This window comes from Pseudomonas sp. PDM05, assembly GCF_014851685.1.
Taxonomy (GTDB): domain Bacteria; phylum Pseudomonadota; class Gammaproteobacteria; order Pseudomonadales; family Pseudomonadaceae; genus Aquipseudomonas.
Genome location: NZ_JACVAC010000003.1, coordinates 408,592 through 426,188 on the forward strand (window position 1 = coordinate 408,592; position 17,597 = coordinate 426,188).

The following is a 17,597-nucleotide window of genomic DNA, read 5'->3' on the forward strand; positions in this document are numbered from 1 at the left end:
TACTGTTAAGTACTGCCAGTGCCGTCGGTGTTTTCCTGCCTACCTGTGTGATGGCCGCGAGCGCGACGCAGCACTACAGCATTGCCGCTGGCCCGCTGGATAACGTCTTGAGCCAATTTGCCGCCAGGGCCAATGTCATTCTCTCTTTCTCCCCACAACAGACTGCGCATTTGCGCAGCCCTGGATTGGATGGGGATTACTCAACAGAACAGGGTTTTGCACTGTTACTCCGCGAATCTGGCCTACAGGCCGTCGCGCAGGCGCCTGACAGTTATGTATTACAAGCCGCGCCGACCGGGGAATTGACGTTGGCACCTACCACCGTCAGTACTTATCAACAGGGTGGTTTTTATCAGGAGATTGCCGGGGACGTCGGTTACAAAGCGCAAAACAGTCGAATCGGCACCAAGACCAGTACGCCTTTGTCGGAAACGCCGCGTTCTGTATCGGTGGTCACCGGCCAACGTATCAAGGACCAGAAATCCCAGACCCTGACTGAAGTCCTTGGTTATGTACCCGGTATCTTCGCGCCGCCTTTTGCCGCAGGCGATGGTCTGGCGGGTGACCTGTTCTTCATTCGCGGGTTTAACGCCACCGATTACGGCTACGGCTTGCTGCGCGATGGCCTTCGCGTACAAGGCAACCGGTACGACACCACCAGTGAGCCCTATGGCCTGGAGCGTGTGGAAATCTTCCGGGGGCCCTCTTCCCTGCTCTATGGCGAAAACGCCCCCGGCGGCCTGGTGAATCTGGTGAGCAAACATCCAACCGCCACGCCACAGGGCGAGGTGCAACTGGGTTACGGTTCGAATAACCGCCGCCAACTGGGTGTGGATATTTCCGGCCCACTCACTGACGCCGGCAATATCCTGGGGCGCGTGGTGATGCTTGGTCGCAAGTCCGACACCCAGACCGACCATGTGCCAGATGATCGCCTCTACATTGCGCCGTCCCTGACCCTGAATTTCGACGATTACAACACCTTGACGCTGTTGGCCAACTACCAGAAAGACCACACCAACCTGGAACTCGGCCTACCCGCCGCCGGCACTCTGCTGACCAATCCAAATGGGAAATTGTCCAAGCACACCCTGCTCGGCGATCCGGACTGGAACACGTTTGAGCGGGAAGCCTGGAGCACCGGATACGAATTCAGCCACAGCTTCAACGACGAATGGCAGTTCCGCCAGAATTCGCGTTACATGCAGTCACGCATCAACCGTCATGAGACCTGGCCCGGAGAGTTGAACAACCGCGGCTTCGGCACCCAGTTGAACATGAATGCCTACGACCGCTACAACAAGTCGATGGTGTATTCCCTGGATAACCAGTTGGAGGGGAAATTCCAGCTGGGCGACCTGGAAAATACTGTGCTGTTCGGCGCGAGCTACGATCGCACCTCGTTCAACCAGGACTGGGACGCCGGGTTTGCCGGGACCATCAATGTGTATAACCCGGTGTACCTGCGCGAACCGACCACACCGCTCGCCATCCAGAACACCTTGCTGGAACAGCAGATGAAAGGGGTTTATGCACAGATCCAGAGTAAGTATGACCACTGGTTGTTCTTGCTCGGCGGCCGTCAGGACTGGGTCGACAGTGATTTCCGCGACAAGGTGAAGCCCTCGACCGACTCCAGCACCACGGAACAGAAGTTCACCTACCAGGGTGGCGTGATGTACCAGTTCGACAACGGCCTGACGCCCTATGTCAGCTATTCCACAGCATTCGTGCCGGTGCAGCAGATCTCGGTGGCGGGCTCACCGCTCAAGCCGATCACCAGCCGGCAATACGAAGTGGGTGTGAAGTACGAGCCGATTGGCTGGGATACGGCGATGACATTATCGGTGTATGACTTGCGCAAGGAGGACGATACCTACCTCGATTCCACCACCAACACGTACCGCCAGGTGGGTGAAAGCCGTGCCAAAGGTGCCGAGGTCGAGATCAACAGCAACATCTCGCCCAACCTCAACGTGACAGCGGCCTACACCTATACCGATGCACGGATTACCAAGGATTTCGCCGGTTCGCTGGTTGAGGGGCGCCAGATGACGGGTGTTCCGCGCAATCAAGCCTCGGTGTGGGGCAAATATCGCGTCCTCGATGGCCAGCTCAAAGGCCTGTCCTTTGGTGGCGGTGTGCGTTACTTCGATAGCGCGTTTTCCTACAGCAAGCCGAGCTTGTACGGCAAGCTCGACCCTGGAAGCGTCACATTGGTGGATGCGGTTGTGGGTTATCAGATCGACCCGCACTGGTCGGTGGACCTGAACGCCAAGAACCTGTTCGACAAGGAATATGTGTCGGGTTGCAACGATGCGGGGCGTTGCTATTGGGGTGACAGCCGTACCTTGCTCGGTACGGTGTCCTATAACTGGTAAACCGCTGTGGATAACTCGGCTATTTGCCGATGCAGAAACTGGAAAAGATCCGTCCCAACAAATCATCGGAGCTGAATGCGCCGGTGATTTCCCCCAACAGCTGCTGCGCCTGGCGTAAATCTTCGGCCAGCAGCTCTCCGGCACCCGCCAGGGTCAACTGCGCGCGACCGTGCTCCAACGCCGCGCTTGCATGGCGCAACGCCTCCAGGTGCCTACGGCGCGCGCTGAAGCTGCTTTCGGAGGTCTGCTCGTAGCCCATGCAGGCCTTGAGATGTTCGCGTAGCAACTCGAGGCCATCACCCGCCGACTTGGCGCTCAAGCTGATAGTGACGTGGCCATCCTCGCTGGTTTCCATGGCAATCGCCTCACCCGTGAGGTCGGCCTTGTTACGGATCAACGTGACCTTGGCCGGGTCCGGCCGCTGTTCGAGGAATTCAGGCCACAGTGCAAAAGGGTCCACAGCTTCAGGTGCGGTGGCATCCACAACCAGCAACACGCGGTCTGCTTCACTGATGGCCTTGAGTGCCCGTTCCACGCCGATCTTTTCCACCTGGTCATCGGTATCACGCAAACCGGCAGTGTCGACCACGTGCAACGGCATGCCATCGATGTGGATATGTTCACGCAGGATGTCGCGGGTAGTGCCGGCGATCTCGGTGACGATAGCTGCTTCGCGCCCCGCCAGGGCGTTCAGCAGGCTGGATTTGCCCGCATTCGGGCGCCCCGCGATAACGACCGTCATGCCATCACGCAGCAAGGCGCCCTGCCCGGCTTCGCGCAGCACTGTGGATAACTCTTCACGGACTTTATCCAGCATCGCCAGTACGTGGCCATCGGCAAGAAAGTCGATTTCCTCTTCCGGGAAATCAATCGCCGCCTCGACATAGATGCGCAGGCTGATCAATTGCTCGGTCAAGTTATGCACACGCAGGGAAAACGCCCCCTGTAACGAGCGCAGCGCATTGCGCGCCGCCTGTGCAGAACTGGCCTCGATCAAGTCGGCAATCGCCTCGGCCTGCGCCAGGTCGAGCTTGTCATTCAGGAACGCACGCTCGCTGAACTCCCCCGGCCGGGCCAATCGGCAACCCAATTGCAGGCAGCGTTGCAACAGCATGTCCAGCACCACCGGGCCACCGTGGCCCTGCAATTCCAGGACATCCTCGCCGGTGAACGAATTCGGCCCCGGGAAGTAAAGCGCCAGGCCTTCGTCCAACACACTGCTGTCAGCATCCAGGAACGGACCGTAATGGGCATAACGCGGTTTCAGCTCCCGCCCGCTGATGGCTTGGGCCGCCACGCCAGCGAGTGGCCCGGAAATACGCACAATACCGACGCCGCCGCGACCTTGAGCGGTAGCGACAGCAGCGATGGTTTCACGAGGAGCGCTCATCGGCAGGTTCCAGAACAAAAGTGACGGAAAGCAAAACGCCCCACTAGGGGGCGTCTTGAGTGGTTATCCACAGAGTAAATTACGCCTCGGCTTTTTTGGTAGCCGCTTCGATTTTACGCGTGATGTACCACTGTTGAGAGATCGACAATACGTTGTTGACCACCCAGTACAGCACCAGACCAGCTGGGAACCACAGGAAGAAGAAGGTGAAGATGATTGGCATCATTTTCATTACCTTGGCCTGCATCGGGTCCGGCGGAGTCGGGTTCAGACGCTGCTGGATGAACATGGTCGCGCCCATGATGATCGGCAGGATAAAGAACGGGTCTTTGATCGACAGGTCAGTAATCCACAGGATGAACGGCGCCTGACGCATTTCCACGCTTTCCAGCAGAACCCAGTACAGCGACAGGAACACCGGCATCTGTACCAGAATCGGCAAGCAACCACCCAACGGGTTGATCTTCTCTTTCTTGTACAGCTCCATCATGGCCTGCGACATTTTCTGCCGGTCATCACCATGCTGTTCTTTCAACGCGGCCAGTTTCGGGGCCACGGCACGCATGCGCGCCATCGACTTGTAGCTGGCTGCCGACAGTGGGAAGAAGATCCCCTTGATCAGCATGGTCAAGAAGATGATCGAGAAGCCCCAGTTGCCGACGATGCTGTGGATATGTTGCAGCAACCAGAAAATCGGTTGGGCAATGAACCACAGGATGCCGTAGTCCACAGTCAGTTCCAGACCTGGGGACAACTCTTTGAGTACAGCCTGGCTTTTCGGCCCGGCGTACAGAGTGGCGCTGGTTTCAGCCTTGGCACCTGGTGCGACGGTCAACGCCGGGCCAGTGTAGCCAATGATGTAGTTGCCTTTGGTGTCCTTGCGCGCCGCGACCAGGTTGTTCTGGCCAGGCTGGGGAATCCACGCGGTCACGAAGTAGTGTTGCAGCCATGCAACCCAGCCACCGTTCACGTTGTAGGTGATCGGTGCCTTTTGCTTGTCTTCGGCTACCTTGTCGATATCTTTCATCGACACTTTTTTGTACGGCTCCGAACTTGTCCACAGGGCAGCGCCCAGGTAAGTCGCGGTGCCAGTCGCGGTGCTGGAAGACGGATCGGAGCTGGCATCACGCTTGAGCTGGGCAAACATCGCACCGGTCCAAGGTTGAGCGCTCTGGTTGTCGATCAGGTAAGTGACAACAATGTCGTACAGGCCGCGTTTGAGTGTGAACCGCTTGATGTAGTTGACGCCGTCCTTGCTGAACTTCAAGTCAACGACCAATTGGTTCTGGCCATCGGCCAGTTGATAACTCTTCTTCTCCGAGGAGAAAACCGGACGACCGGTAGCGCTTGCATCGGGACCGTTGGTGCCGATCAAGCCACTTTGAGCCTGGTAAACGCGCTCGCCACCGTTATCGAACAACTGGAATGGAATTTCCGGGTGATCCTGACGGCGTGGGTACAGCGGAAGTGTCAGCTTGGCAACATCGCCACCTTGCGGGTCGATAGCCAGGTCCAATACATCCGTTTTGACCTGGATGAGGTCCGTGCTAGCGGCAACTGGCACTTCGGCAGGGGCATTGGTTTCGCCCGCGGCACGTGGAATGTCATCACTGGCGGCAGTGTTGGTGCCACTCACTGTATCGGGAAGCCCCGCTGGAACAGCATTGGCAGCAACATTCTGAGTCGGCAGGGCAGCTTGGCCGTAGTCCTGGTTCCAGTTAAGGACCATGACGTAGGACACGATTGCCAGGGCGACGATCAGGATCGTGCGTTTAATATCCATGATTACTCGGCCATCGAAGAAGAACGGGAGGTAGGGATAGGTGGAACCGGGTCATAACCACCGGCATTCCACGGATGACAGCGACCTAAACGACGAAAGGTCAGCCAGCCACCGCGCAGAAGACCATGATTTTCTATGGCCTCTAACGCGTAGCAGGAACAACTGGGGTAGAAACGACAGTGGTTGGCCATCAGAGGACTAATGGCATAGCGATAAAACTGGATCGGAACGATTGCCAGTTTACGCATCAAGGCTGTCTACCCCTACAGTTTCGGTGCTGACTGCTGGTGCTGGCTTGCTGGTGCGAGCCAAACGTTTCCAGAGCTTGCCGAAATGCTGAATCAATTCGGGGTTTTCTACATCCCCCAAGCCTTTGCGCGCGACGATAACAATATCCCAACCAACCAGAGTGTCCTGGTGGAGGCGAAACGATTCGCGCATCAGACGCTTGAGGCGATTGCGCTCAACGGAGAGCTTTACGCTCTTCTTGCCGATCACCAACCCGAGACGGGGGTGATCCAGATCGTTGTTACGCGCAAGGAGCAGGAGATTTTTCCCCGGAACCTTGCCGGTGGGGGAGTCAAAGACTGCCTTGAAGTGCCGGGGGGTAAGCAAACGCTTTTCCCGACTGAAGTCCTGACTCACCGCAGGTACCGGATTATCAAACTGCCAGACGTGCACGACCTTTGGCGCGACGACGCGACAGGACAGCACGGCCGTTCTTGGTAGCCATGCGAGCACGGAAACCGTGGGTGCGGGCGCGTTTGATGGTGCTTGGTTGGAAAGTACGTTTCATGGCGTTGTTACCTGGTTCGTCCACAACGGGCCGGAATGGCCCCCGTTTTAAGAGACCGGCGATTCTAGAGAAAGCAAGCCTCTAGGTCAATTTCCAACCAGCTTTTCCTTCAATTAGATCTCTATAGGCCAATTCGCCGTTTCCTGTTCGCCAGGCGTTCATGAGCAATGCCATAGATATAAAAATAAAGAAGGAAGTTATTTAAAGCTTTTCTGTAAAGCTTATAAAAGCTAGGCACGCCATCCTCTGTGGATAACTGTCTCCAGGCCATATTCCACCTGATGTACAGAGAATGACAACACGGGGGAGAAACTGGGCTCTGCCTGTGCTGCACTGTCGGATAAGCTGTGGGTGGAATGGGTTGTTATCCACAGGCCAGTTACCCACAGACTTTCGCCCCCACTTGTACAACGAGCTTAGGCACGCTTATCCACAGAGCTTATGCACAGACCATTGGTCGCATTTTTTGTGCTTAACACGTTGATTTTGGCTGCCCTGTGCGCAACCTACATGTGGATAAGTGGGCGGCTCGCCGCTACAATGGCGGCTGTTTTTGCCTCACCGGCTTTCAACTTAGGGGATATCCGTGTCAGTGGAACTTTGGCAGCAGTGCGTGGAGCTTTTGCGCGAGGAGCTGCCTGCCCAGCAATTCAACACCTGGATCCGTCCGCTACAAGTCGAAGCCGAAGGCGACGAGTTGCGTGTCTACGCACCCAATCGTTTTGTTCTCGACTGGGTCAACGAGAAGTACCTGGGCCGCGTTCTCGAATTGCTCGACGAACATGGCAACGGTGTTGCCCCTGTGCTCTCCTTATTAATAGGAAGCAAGCGTAGCTCCGCGCCTCGCGCTGCACCGAATGCGCCGTTGGCTGCCGCTGCCTCGCAAGCCCAGGCCGTGACGGCACCGCCGGCGCCTGCGCCAGCTCCCGCGCCATCCAAGGCCTCTGCGCAGAAAAGCGCGCCGGAGAACGAAGAGCCGTCACGCGACAGCTTTGACCCGATGGCCGGTGCCAGCTCCCAGCAAGCACCGGTTCGCGCCGAACAGCGCACCGTGCAAGTTGAAGGCGCGCTCAAGCACACCAGCTACCTGAACCGCACTTTCACCTTCGAGAACTTTGTCGAAGGTAAATCCAACCAGCTGGCCCGAGCGGCCGCCTGGCAGGTCGCCGATAACCCCAAGCATGGTTACAACCCACTCTTCCTTTATGGCGGCGTTGGCTTGGGTAAGACTCACTTGATGCACGCTGTGGGTAACCATCTATTAAAGAAGAACCCGAATGCCAAGGTTGTGTACCTGCATTCGGAGCGCTTCGTGGCTGACATGGTCAAGGCCTTGCAGCTAAACGCCATCAACGAGTTCAAGCGGTTCTACCGTTCCGTTGATGCCTTGCTGATCGATGACATTCAATTCTTCGCACGCAAGGAACGTTCACAGGAAGAGTTTTTCCACACCTTCAACGCCCTGCTCGAAGGCGGCCAACAGGTCATCCTGACCAGTGACCGCTATCCGAAGGAAATCGAAGGCCTGGAAGAACGCTTGAAGTCGCGCTTCGGCTGGGGCCTGACCGTTGCGGTAGAGCCGCCGGAACTGGAAACCCGCGTCGCGATCCTGATGAAAAAGGCCGACCAGGCGAAAGTCGACCTGCCCCACGATGCAGCGTTCTTCATTGCCCAACGCATTCGCTCCAACGTGCGTGAGCTGGAAGGCGCACTCAAGCGGGTCATCGCGCACTCGCACTTCATGGGGCGCGACATCACCATCGAGCTGATTCGCGAATCCCTGAAAGACCTGCTGGCCCTGCAAGACAAATTGGTGAGTGTGGATAACATCCAACGCACTGTCGCCGAATACTACAAAATCAAGATTTCCGACCTGTTGTCCAAGCGCCGTTCGCGCTCGGTGGCACGTCCACGGCAAGTGGCCATGGCGCTCTCCAAGGAGCTGACCAACCACAGCCTGCCGGAAATCGGCGATGTATTTGGCGGTCGTGACCACACCACCGTGTTGCACGCGTGCCGCAAAATCAACGAACTCAAGGAATCCGACGCGGATATTCGCGAGGACTACAAGAACCTGCTGCGTACACTGACCACTTGATGACACCAGCGCAGCTTATTAAGGCAAGGGACTAGACCATGCATTTCACCATTCAACGCGAAGCCCTGTTGAAACCCCTGCAACTGGTCGCAGGCGTCGTCGAGCGCCGACAGACCTTGCCGGTGCTTTCCAACGTATTGCTGGTGGTCGAAGGCCAGCAATTGTCCCTGACTGGTACCGACCTGGAAGTCGAACTGGTCGGTCGTGTGCAGTTGGAAGAGCCTGCCGAACCTGGCGAGATCACCGTTCCAGCGCGCAAGCTGATGGACATCTGCAAGAGCCTGCCGAACGACGCGCTGATCGACATCAAGGTTGATGAAGCCAAGTTGGTGGTCAAGGCTGGTCGTAGCCGCTTCACCCTGTCGACCTTGCCGGCCAATGACTTCCCAACCGTGGAAGAAGGCCCGGGCTCGCTGACCTGCAGCCTGGAGCAGAGCAAGCTGCGTCGATTGATCGAGCGCACCAGCTTCGCCATGGCGCAACAGGACGTGCGTTACTACCTCAACGGCATGCTGCTGGAGGTATCTGAAGGCATCATCCGTGCCGTAGCCACCGACGGCCATCGCCTGGCCATGTGCTCGATGAAAGCCGACATCGGCCAGCCGGACCGTCATCAGGTCATCGTGCCGCGCAAGGGTATCCTCGAACTGGCGCGTCTGCTCACTGAGCCGGATGGCAATGTCAGCATCGTGTTGGGCCAACACCACATCCGCGCGACCACCGGCGAGTTCACCTTTACCTCCAAGCTGGTTGACGGCAAGTTCCCGGATTACGAGCGCGTACTGCCCAAGGGCGGTGACAAATTGGTGCTCGGCGATCGCCAGGCGTTGCGTGAAGCCTTCAGCCGTACCGCGATTCTTTCCAACGAAAAGTACCGTGGTATCCGTCTGCAACTGGCCAACGGTCAGCTGAAAATCCAGGCCAACAACCCGGAGCAGGAAGAAGCCGAAGAAGAAGTGGGCGTCGACTACAACGGCGGTTCCCTGGAGATCGGCTTCAACGTGAGCTACTTGCTGGACGTGCTGGGGGTGATGACCACTGAACAGGTTCGCCTGATTCTGTCGGACTCCAACAGCAGTGCCCTTGTGCAGGAATCCGACAACGACGACTCGGCTTACGTTGTTATGCCGATGCGCCTGTAATAGACGCTAGATGTCCCTCAGTCGCGTCTCGGTCACCGCGGTGCGCAATCTGCACCCGGTGACCTTCTCCCCCTCCCCCCGCATCAATATCCTCCACGGCGCCAACGGCAGTGGCAAAACCAGCGTGCTGGAAGCCATCCACTTGCTGGGGCTTGCCCGTTCCTTTCGCAGTGCCCGCCTGTTGCCGGTGATCCAATACGAACAACTGGCCTGCACGGTATTTGGCCAAGTCGAATTGGCTGAAGGGGGACATAGCGCCTTGGGCATATCCCGTGATCGCGGTGGTGAGTTTCAAATCCGTATTGATGGTCAAAATGCGCGTAGCGCAGCGCAGCTGGCGGAAATCCTGCCGCTGCAACTGATCAACCCAGACAGCTTCCGTTTGCTGGAAGGTGCGCCAAAAATCCGCAGGCAGTTCCTCGATTGGGGAGTGTTCCACGTGGAACCGCGTTTCATGGCCACCTGGCAGCGCTTGCAGAAGGCCCTGCGGCAGCGGAACTCATGGCTGCGGCATGGTACACTTGACGCCGCTTCGCAAGCGGCTTGGGACCGGGAACTGTGCCTGGCCAGCGACGAAATTGATGAATACCGCCGCGCCTATATCAAAGCCTTGAAACCAGTCTTTGAGCAGACCTTGAGTGAGTTGTTGGATCTCGAAGGGCTGACGCTGAGCTACTACCGTGGCTGGGACAAAGAGCGAGAACTGAGTGCCGTACTCGCGACGTCCTTGCAGCGGGACCAGCAAATTGGCCATACCCAGGCCGGCCCCCAACGTGCCGATTTGCGCCTTAGATTAGGCGCTCATAATGCCGCAGACATCTTGTCCCGTGGCCAGCAGAAGTTGGTGGTGTGCGCGCTGCGTATCGCCCAGGGGCATTTGGTTAGCCAAGCCCGACGCGGTCAGTGTATTTATCTGGTGGATGACTTGCCGTCTGAACTCGACGAGCAGCATCGCCGCGCGCTATGCCGCTTGTTGGAAGACTTACGCTGCCAGGTGTTTATCACCTGTGTAGACCACGAATTATTGAGGGAAGGCTGGCAGACGGAAACGCCAGTCGCTTTGTTCCACGTGGAACAGGGCCGTATCACCCAGACCCACGACCATCGGGAGTGAAGGCATGAGCGAAGAAAACACGTACGACTCGACCAGCATTAAAGTGCTGAAAGGTTTGGATGCCGTACGCAAACGTCCCGGTATGTACATTGGCGACACCGATGATGGTAGCGGTCTGCACCACATGGTGTTCGAGGTGGTCGATAACTCCATCGACGAAGCGCTGGCCGGTCACTGCGACGACATCAGCATTATCATCCACCCGGATGAATCCATCACCGTACGCGACAACGGTCGCGGCATTCCGGTCGATGTGCATAAAGAAGAAGGCGTTTCGGCGGCAGAGGTCATCATGACCGTGCTCCACGCCGGCGGTAAGTTCGATGACAACTCCTACAAAGTATCCGGCGGTTTGCACGGTGTAGGCGTATCCGTAGTGAACGCACTGTCCGAAGAACTGATCCTGACCGTTCGCCGCAGCGGCAAGATCTGGGAACAGACCTACATCCACGGCGTTCCGAAAGAACCGATGAAAATTGTCGGCGACAGCGAAACCACTGGTACGCAGATCCATTTCAAGCCATCGGCTGAAACCTTCAAGAATATCCACTTCAGCTGGGACATCCTGGCCAAGCGTATTCGTGAACTGTCCTTCCTCAACTCCGGTGTGGGTATCGTCCTCAAGGATGAGCGCAGCGGCAAGGAAGAGCTGTTCAAGTATGAAGGCGGCCTGCGTGCGTTCGTTGAATACCTGAACACCAACAAGACTGCGGTCAACCAGGTGTTCCACTTCAACATCCAGCGCGAAGACGGCATCGGCGTGGAAATCGCCCTGCAGTGGAACGACAGCTTCAACGAGAACCTGTTGTGCTTCACCAACAACATTCCACAGCGCGACGGCGGTACTCACCTGGTGGGTTTCCGTTCCGCACTGACGCGTAACCTGAACACCTACATCGAAGCCGAAGGCTTGGCCAAGAAGCATAAAGTTGCCACAACCGGTGACGATGCCCGTGAAGGCCTGACCGCGATTATCTCGGTAAAAGTGCCGGACCCTAAGTTCAGCTCCCAGACCAAAGACAAGCTGGTGTCTTCCGAAGTGAAGACCGCAGTGGAACAGGAGATGGGCAAGTACTTCTCCGACTTCCTGCTGGAGAACCCGAACGAAGCCAAGCTGGTCGTCGGCAAGATGATCGACGCAGCACGTGCCCGTGAAGCCGCGCGTAAGGCCCGTGAGATGACCCGCCGCAAAGGCGCGCTGGACATCGCCGGCCTGCCGGGCAAACTGGCGGACTGCCAGGAGAAGGACCCTGCCCTCTCCGAACTGTATCTGGTGGAAGGTGACTCTGCTGGCGGTTCCGCCAAGCAGGGTCGTAACCGTCGCACCCAGGCCATCCTGCCGTTGAAGGGTAAGATCCTCAACGTCGAGAAAGCCCGTTTTGACAAGATGATTTCTTCCCAGGAAGTCGGCACCTTGATCACGGCATTGGGCTGCGGTATTGGCCGTGATGAGTACAACATCGACAAGTTGCGCTACCACAACATCATCATCATGACCGATGCTGACGTCGACGGTTCGCACATCCGCACGCTGCTGCTGACCTTCTTCTTCCGTCAGTTGCCGGAGCTGATCGAGCGTGGCTACATCTACATCGCCCAGCCGCCGTTGTACAAAGTGAAAAAGGGCAAGCAAGAGCAATACATCAAAGACGACGACGCCATGGAAGAGTACATGACGCAGTCGGCCCTGGAAGATGCCAGCTTGCACCTGAACGACGAAGCTCCGGGCATCTCCGGTGAGGCGCTGGAGCGCCTGGTCAACGACTTCCGCATGGTGATGAAGACCCTCAAGCGTTTGTCGCGCCTGTACCCTCAGGAACTGACCGAGCACTTCATCTACCTGCCAGCCGTGAGCCTGGAACAGCTGGGCGATCACGCAGCGATGCAGGATTGGCTGGCCCAGTACGAAGTGCGTCTTCGCACTGTCGAGAAGTCTGGCCTGGTCTACAAGGCCAGCCTGCGCGAAGACCGTGAGCGTAACGTCTGGTTGCCAGAGGTCGAACTGATCTCCCACGGCCTGTCGAACTACGTCACCTTCAACCGCGACTTCTTCGGCAGCAACGACTACAAAACCGTGGTCACACTGGGCGCGCAATTGAGCACCCTGCTGGACGATGGCGCATACATTCAGCGTGGCGAACGCAAGAAGGCAGTCAAGGAATTCAAAGAAGCCCTCGACTGGCTGATGGCCGAAAGCACCAAGCGTCACACTATCCAGCGATACAAAGGTCTGGGCGAAATGAACCCGGATCAGCTGTGGGAAACCACCATGGACCCAAGCCAGCGTCGCATGCTGCGCGTGACCATCGAAGACGCCATTGGCGCAGACCAGATCTTCAACACCCTGATGGGTGATGCGGTCGAACCTCGCCGTGACTTCATCGAGAGCAACGCATTGGCGGTTTCCAACCTGGATTTCTGATCCAGGCTACCGCTAAACCAAAAAGGCCAACGCTATGCGTTGGCCTTTTTTATTGGGTGAAACTACGCATTTTGAAAATGCTCCACGTGGAACATCCCAACTTTCAACCCTGTGAAGTTGCCGCCACACTCTCCAACCGATAGCCGTACCCATAGATCGTCAACAGCTGCCAACCCCTATCCGCCGTCAGCCCCAGCTTATTGCGTAGCCGATAGATATGCGTGTCCAGTGGGCGTGATGAGACCATTTCTTCATGGGTCCAAAACCGTTCATACAGGTACTCACGGGACAGTGGTCGCGCCAAGTTGGCAAACAGGCAGCTGGCCAGGCGGTATTCCCGCTCGGTGAGGTTGATGGGTTTCCCGGCGCGGGTCACCGTCAATTCGGCATCGTCAAAGGTCAGGTCGTTGAAGCTCTGCACTTCATGGGTAGCTGACTTTTGCAGGCCATGACGGCGCAACACTGCACTGACCCGCGCCTTGAGTTCGTTGGGCCGAAAAGGTTTGCTGACGTAATCATCGGCGCCACTGTTCAACGCGGTGACGATGTCGCTCTCGGCATCCCGGCTGGTGAGCATGATGACGGCGGGTGGCGACTCCATGTGCTCACGGGTCCAGCGCAACAGGGCAATGCCGGAGATGTCCGGGAGCTGCCAGTCGAGGATCAGCAGGTCAAAAGTTTCCCGACGCAATTGGCGCAGCAGGTCCTCACCGCGCTCGAAGCAATGCAGGGTCCAAGGCTGTTCGGCGGTGCTGGGGATTTGTCGCAGTGTCTGTTCCACCCGACGCAGCTCGGCGGGCTCGTCATCCAGTATTGCGACACGCATGGGTAGTCCTTTTTTGTGGAGAGTACGGCAGTCGTCTGAGGGTACGTACTGCGCAGATGCCAGCCGTTGAATCTGAAGAATTGTGCCTGGATTCATCGACCCCTTGGATCTCTCGGTACGCTGAGATCAGTGAGCGGTTAAACCCATGAACGCCCTCGGTACCAATGTGGGAAAGATACCGACTCCCGACCGTAAGGAAAAGGATCAGCCGACGCGTGAGCTGCCGTAAACTCCTGTGCGTCGATGTCGGATGCCTTTCCTTATGAACACCCAGCAGCGGAACTGTTCCAACCTGCCGAAAATGAGCTTCACTGGCTTTACCACCCATCAACCACACAGGCGCGCTGACCTATGATGCTCTGGGGCAAGCCCGAGAAACGCCAACCCACCCATGCCCAACGCTTGTTCCACGGCCTGGTGCGCGAGTGGTTATGGATTGGTTTGCTGCTGCTGCCCATCACTGCCTACCTGTCGTTGAGCCCCGGTCTGGCCTTGAACAACCCGCTCTACGACAGCCTGCGCCGCCTCACACCGTTGCCAGTAGACCCCCGCATTCTGCTGGTGACCATCGACGGCCCGAGTCTCAAAAAACTAGGCCAGTGGCCCTGGCCGCGCAGTTTGCATGCCGATCTCATTGATCGCTTGAGCGCCGCTCAGCCGGCCGCGATTCTGTTTGATGTGATCTTCAGCGAGCCCGCTGACCCCACCCATGACAAACGCCTGGCCGATGCGGTTTGCAACGCCGGCAACGTCTTGCTGCCGCTGGTGCGTGAGGGTCCGGGGGGCTACAGCCAACCAGGGCCGCAAATGCTACCGCTGCTCAAATGCGCCAAGGGGCTGGGGCACATCAACGTCGAGGCGGACAGCGACGGCGTGGTGCGCAACCTGTACCTGCGTGAAGGCCCGGTGGGCGCGAAGGTGCCGCAACTGGCCTGGCTGGCGTACACGATGAGCACCCCTGAACCCGGGCCTATGCCGGGAACGTCCCACGGGAAGATCACCGAACAATGGCATCGCGAACACGGCATCCGCATCCCGTTTATCGCGACCGACAGTCATTTTCCGAGTGTGTCTTACGCCAGCGTGTTACGGGGTGAAGTGGCCCCCGAGCTACTGCGTGATCGTCTGATACTGGTCGGCGCGACCGCGTCCGGCATGGGGGATCGTTTTGTCACACCCATTTCCGCCACTGTCGGCACCACGGCGGGTGTGGAGGTGCAGGCGAATGTGCTCAACGGCCTGCTGCAGGGTCGCAGCATTGTTGATCTGCCTGGCTGGCTGGCGGCACTGATGGCGTCCTCCCTGGTGGCCTTGCTGCTGGGTTTGCTGCTCTATCGTCCCCGCTACGCGCTGTGGATGACCTTAGGCTGTATGGCCACCGCGTTGATCACTGCGTGGGCGTTGTTGCGCCTGGGCCACTGGTGGTCACCAGCCGCATGCCTGATCGGTTTGCTGCTCAGCTACCTGATCTGGAACTGGCGGCGCCTGAGCGTGATCCTCGCCTACTTCGGCTGGGAATTGGCCCGCCTGGACAACGAGCCCAAAGTGCTGCCCGAACGCCGCCGAGCGCCTGCCAGCAAGGGCGATGTGTTGCAGGGCCGTATCTTCGCCCTGGAACAAGCTGTAAGCCGAACGCGTGATACCCGGCGCTTCATGGCCGATGGCTTGGAGTGCCTGCCGGTGGCGACGCTGATTACCGATCCCAGGGGCAATATCCTGCTGGCCAACCGCGTCGCCCGAGAAGTGTTCGGCAATGATCTGGTCGCCGACAACCTGCTGGAGCAACTGGCCGACCTGGGTTATCCACCCCTGCACAATGGCGTGCGCCCTGCCCTCTCGGCGCTGGAACTGGTTGAGTTCCGGGACATCCGCCAGCGTAGCCTGCGCATGGAACTGGCGCCTCTGCTGCCGGCTGAAGGCGACGTGGCGCTTGGCTGGCTGCTGAGCCTGACGGACCTGAGCAAGGAACGTGAAGCCCAGCAGCATCGCGAAACCATGCTGCGCTTTCTTTCCCACGACCTGCGTGCGCCCCACTCCGCGATCCTCGCGTTGCTGGATGTGCATGGCAGCGAGTCGCCGGTGTTTGCCCAGGTCGAGCAGCAGGTACGTCGCGCCTTGAGCCTTACCGAATCTTTCGTGCAGTTGGCAAAGGCCGAGGCGGACGGTTACCAGTTCCAGCCGACGCTGTTTGCCATGCTGGTGATGGACGCGTTTGACCAAGTGGCGTTGATTGCCCAGCTCAAGGGTATTCACCTGGTACACGATCTGGACGAAGCCGACGAGGGCATGGTGTCAGCCGATCAATCGCTGCTGACCCGTGCGTTGTTCAACGTGTTGGAAAACGCCATCAAGTATTCGCCCTCAGGAACAACCGTCAGGTTGCGCCACCACACCGCGCAGGGCTGGTTGGAATGCCGCATCAGCGACCAGGGCCCCGGTATCGCCGCCGAGGACTTGCCGGAGTTGTTCAGCCAATACCGCCGCTTTGAGTCGGCCCAGGGCAGCGAGGGGTTGGGGTTGGGGCTGACCATGGTCAAGGCCGTCGTGGAGCGCCATGGTGGGCGGATCAACTGCGAAAGCACGCTGGGCAAGGGCACCACGCTCAGCCTGCAATTGCCGTTGCTGGACAACTGAAAAACGTATTTTTCGTTGTGCATAAAAAACCGGTCACAAGGACCGGTTTTTTTATACGGGGAAAAACTTATGCACCTTTTTCCGGATTTTATGCGCTCGGGAAATATGTAAGTAAATCAGCTTGTTATGAAGCAAAAATGCTAATTCGCCAACAATCCGTGCACAGGTTATCCACAGATGCTCACGCCACCGGCGTCTCCACCACAACCGGCTCTGGCGGCAGTGAACCCATAGCGCGTTGCTGAGCCTCATTCCACGCCGCAGCCCGGTCATTCAGCGCGGCGATAGCCCGTGGGCCTTCACCTTCGGCGTACATCGGCTTACCGATCACCACGGTGATGGTGCCCGCACGCTTGGCCCAACCTTCCTTGGGCCAGAACTTGCCGGCGTTGTGCGCAATCGGCAACACCGGCAGTTGGGCGTTGACCGCCAATGCCGTACCGCCCCGGGAGAACTTACCCACGGTACCAAACGGCACCCGCGTACCTTCCGGGAAGATCAGTACCCACACGCCGTCCTTGAGCAGCTCGTCGCCCTTCTTGGCCACGTGCTTGAGTGCGGCCTTGGGGTTGTCACGGTCGATCGCGATCGGACGCAACATGGCCATGGCCCAGCCGAAGAACGGCACGTACAGCAGTTCGCGCTTGAGCACCTGGCTCAGGGGCGAGAAGTACGCAGAGAGGAAGAACGTTTCCCAGGTGCTCTGGTGGTTCGACAGAATCACGCAGGGCTGGTCCGGGACGTTTTCAGCGCCTTTGACTTCGAAGTGAATGCCCAGGAACACCTTGGACAGCCACAACGCACAGCGGCACCAATAAACGTTGATAAAGCGATAGCGCGCCTTGAACGGCAAAAACGGCGCAATAAAAAAGCTCAGGGTGCACCAGAGAAACGAACTGGTGCCCAGCAGCAGGTAAAAGAAAAAGGTTCTGATGGCCTGCAAGATCGACATGGCGGCATTTACCGTTGCGGGGCATGGCCCGCCTGTTAAAAGCGCACTCCCGAACACTC

Annotated in this window: 13 protein-coding genes; 6 read left to right on the plus strand and 7 right to left on the minus strand. The window is 58.0% G+C overall.

Annotated elements, in window-relative coordinates; all coding sequences use genetic code 11:
- The first annotated feature begins 50 nt into the window (after positions 1-50).
- Positions 51-2,381 (plus strand): TonB-dependent siderophore receptor, encoded by a 2,331-nt coding sequence (locus tag IB241_RS09405; RefSeq protein WP_412547867.1) that lies wholly within the window; start codon positions 51-53, stop codon positions 2,379-2,381.
- Between the two features lie 19 nt (positions 2,382-2,400).
- Here the strand turns inward: IB241_RS09405 and mnmE are convergent, their stop codons facing one another.
- The 5 genes from mnmE to rpmH form a co-directional block, all read right to left on the minus strand.
- Positions 2,401-3,771 (minus strand): tRNA uridine-5-carboxymethylaminomethyl(34) synthesis GTPase MnmE, encoded by a 1,371-nt coding sequence (gene mnmE, locus IB241_RS09410; protein WP_192298131.1) that lies wholly within the window; start codon positions 3,769-3,771, stop codon positions 2,401-2,403.
- A gap of 79 nt (positions 3,772-3,850) precedes the next feature.
- The gene (gene yidC / locus IB241_RS09415; protein ID WP_192298132.1) at positions 3,851-5,554 is read right to left on the minus strand and encodes a membrane protein insertase YidC; all 1,704 of its coding nucleotides are present in this window, start codon (positions 5,552-5,554) and stop codon (positions 3,851-3,853) included.
- A gap of 2 nt (positions 5,555-5,556) precedes the next feature.
- On the minus strand, positions 5,557-5,802 hold the full coding sequence (gene yidD, locus IB241_RS09420) for a membrane protein insertion efficiency factor YidD (protein ID WP_192298133.1): 246 nt from the start codon (positions 5,800-5,802) through the stop codon (positions 5,557-5,559).
- Entirely contained in the window at positions 5,795-6,199 is a 405-nt protein-coding gene (gene rnpA / locus IB241_RS09425) for a ribonuclease P protein component (RefSeq protein WP_226454760.1), read from the minus strand. Before rnpA ends, yidD begins: the two co-directional genes overlap by 8 nt.
- A gap of 16 nt (positions 6,200-6,215) precedes the next feature.
- Positions 6,216-6,350: a 50S ribosomal protein L34 gene (gene rpmH, locus IB241_RS09430; protein ID WP_003213577.1), complete on the minus strand. Its 135-nt coding sequence runs from the start codon at positions 6,348-6,350 to the stop codon at positions 6,216-6,218.
- Between the two features lie 586 nt (positions 6,351-6,936).
- Between rpmH and dnaA the strand changes: the two genes are divergently transcribed.
- Genes dnaA through gyrB form a run of 4 tightly spaced genes read left to right on the plus strand, consistent with a single transcriptional unit; the run spans position 6,937 to position 13,126 of the window.
- Positions 6,937-8,448, plus strand: coding sequence for a chromosomal replication initiator protein DnaA (gene dnaA, locus IB241_RS09435; RefSeq protein WP_192298135.1), 1,512 nt, complete (start codon positions 6,937-6,939; stop codon positions 8,446-8,448).
- Positions 8,449-8,486: 38 nt separating this feature from the next.
- Positions 8,487-9,590 carry a DNA polymerase III subunit beta gene (gene dnaN, locus IB241_RS09440; RefSeq protein WP_122485322.1) on the plus strand — a complete coding sequence of 368 codons (1,104 nt, stop codon included), beginning with the start codon at positions 8,487-8,489 and terminating at the stop codon, positions 9,588-9,590.
- 10 nt (positions 9,591-9,600) lie between these two features.
- Positions 9,601-10,704: a DNA replication/repair protein RecF gene (gene recF, locus IB241_RS09445; protein WP_101265038.1), complete on the plus strand. Its 1,104-nt coding sequence runs from the start codon at positions 9,601-9,603 to the stop codon at positions 10,702-10,704.
- A 4-nt stretch (positions 10,705-10,708) separates the two neighbouring features.
- Entirely contained in the window at positions 10,709-13,126 is a 2,418-nt protein-coding gene (gene gyrB, locus IB241_RS09450) for a DNA topoisomerase (ATP-hydrolyzing) subunit B (protein WP_192298136.1), read from the plus strand.
- Positions 13,127-13,229: 103 nt separating this feature from the next.
- Here gyrB and IB241_RS09455 read toward each other — a convergent pair whose 3' ends face one another.
- Positions 13,230-13,952 (minus strand): response regulator transcription factor, encoded by a 723-nt coding sequence (locus IB241_RS09455; protein WP_192298137.1) that lies wholly within the window; start codon positions 13,950-13,952, stop codon positions 13,230-13,232.
- 351 nt (positions 13,953-14,303) lie between these two features.
- Between IB241_RS09455 and IB241_RS09460 the strand changes: the two genes are divergently transcribed.
- A complete protein-coding gene (locus IB241_RS09460; protein WP_192298138.1) occupies positions 14,304-16,586 on the plus strand; it encodes a CHASE2 domain-containing protein in 2,283 nt (760 codons plus the stop codon).
- A gap of 181 nt (positions 16,587-16,767) precedes the next feature.
- Here IB241_RS09460 and IB241_RS09465 read toward each other — a convergent pair whose 3' ends face one another.
- Complete coding sequence (locus IB241_RS09465) at positions 16,768-17,538, minus strand: lysophospholipid acyltransferase family protein (protein ID WP_192298139.1); 771 nt, start codon at positions 17,536-17,538, stop codon at positions 16,768-16,770.
- Between the last annotated feature and the right edge of the window lie 59 nt (positions 17,539-17,597).

Coding starts and splice junctions, on each gene's coding strand:
- mnmE (WP_192298131.1), bottom strand. CDS start 3,771: ATGAGCGCTCCTCGTGAAACCATCGCTGCTGTCGCTACCGCTCAAGGT.
- rpmH (WP_003213577.1), bottom strand. CDS start 6,350: ATGAAACGTACTTTCCAACCAAGCACCATCAAACGCGCCCGCACCCAC.
- gyrB (WP_192298136.1), top strand. CDS start 10,709: ATGAGCGAAGAAAACACGTACGACTCGACCAGCATTAAAGTGCTGAAA.
- IB241_RS09405 (WP_412547867.1), top strand. CDS start 51: ATGGCCGCGAGCGCGACGCAGCACTACAGCATTGCCGCTGGCCCGCTG.
- yidC (WP_192298132.1), bottom strand. CDS start 5,554: ATGGATATTAAACGCACGATCCTGATCGTCGCCCTGGCAATCGTGTCC.
- IB241_RS09465 (WP_192298139.1), bottom strand. CDS start 17,538: ATGTCGATCTTGCAGGCCATCAGAACCTTTTTCTTTTACCTGCTGCTG.
- IB241_RS09460 (WP_192298138.1), top strand. CDS start 14,304: ATGATGCTCTGGGGCAAGCCCGAGAAACGCCAACCCACCCATGCCCAA.
- yidD (WP_192298133.1), bottom strand. CDS start 5,802: ATGCGTAAACTGGCAATCGTTCCGATCCAGTTTTATCGCTATGCCATT.
- recF (WP_101265038.1), top strand. CDS start 9,601: ATGTCCCTCAGTCGCGTCTCGGTCACCGCGGTGCGCAATCTGCACCCG.
- dnaN (WP_122485322.1), top strand. CDS start 8,487: ATGCATTTCACCATTCAACGCGAAGCCCTGTTGAAACCCCTGCAACTG.
- IB241_RS09455 (WP_192298137.1), bottom strand. CDS start 13,952: ATGCGTGTCGCAATACTGGATGACGAGCCCGCCGAGCTGCGTCGGGTG.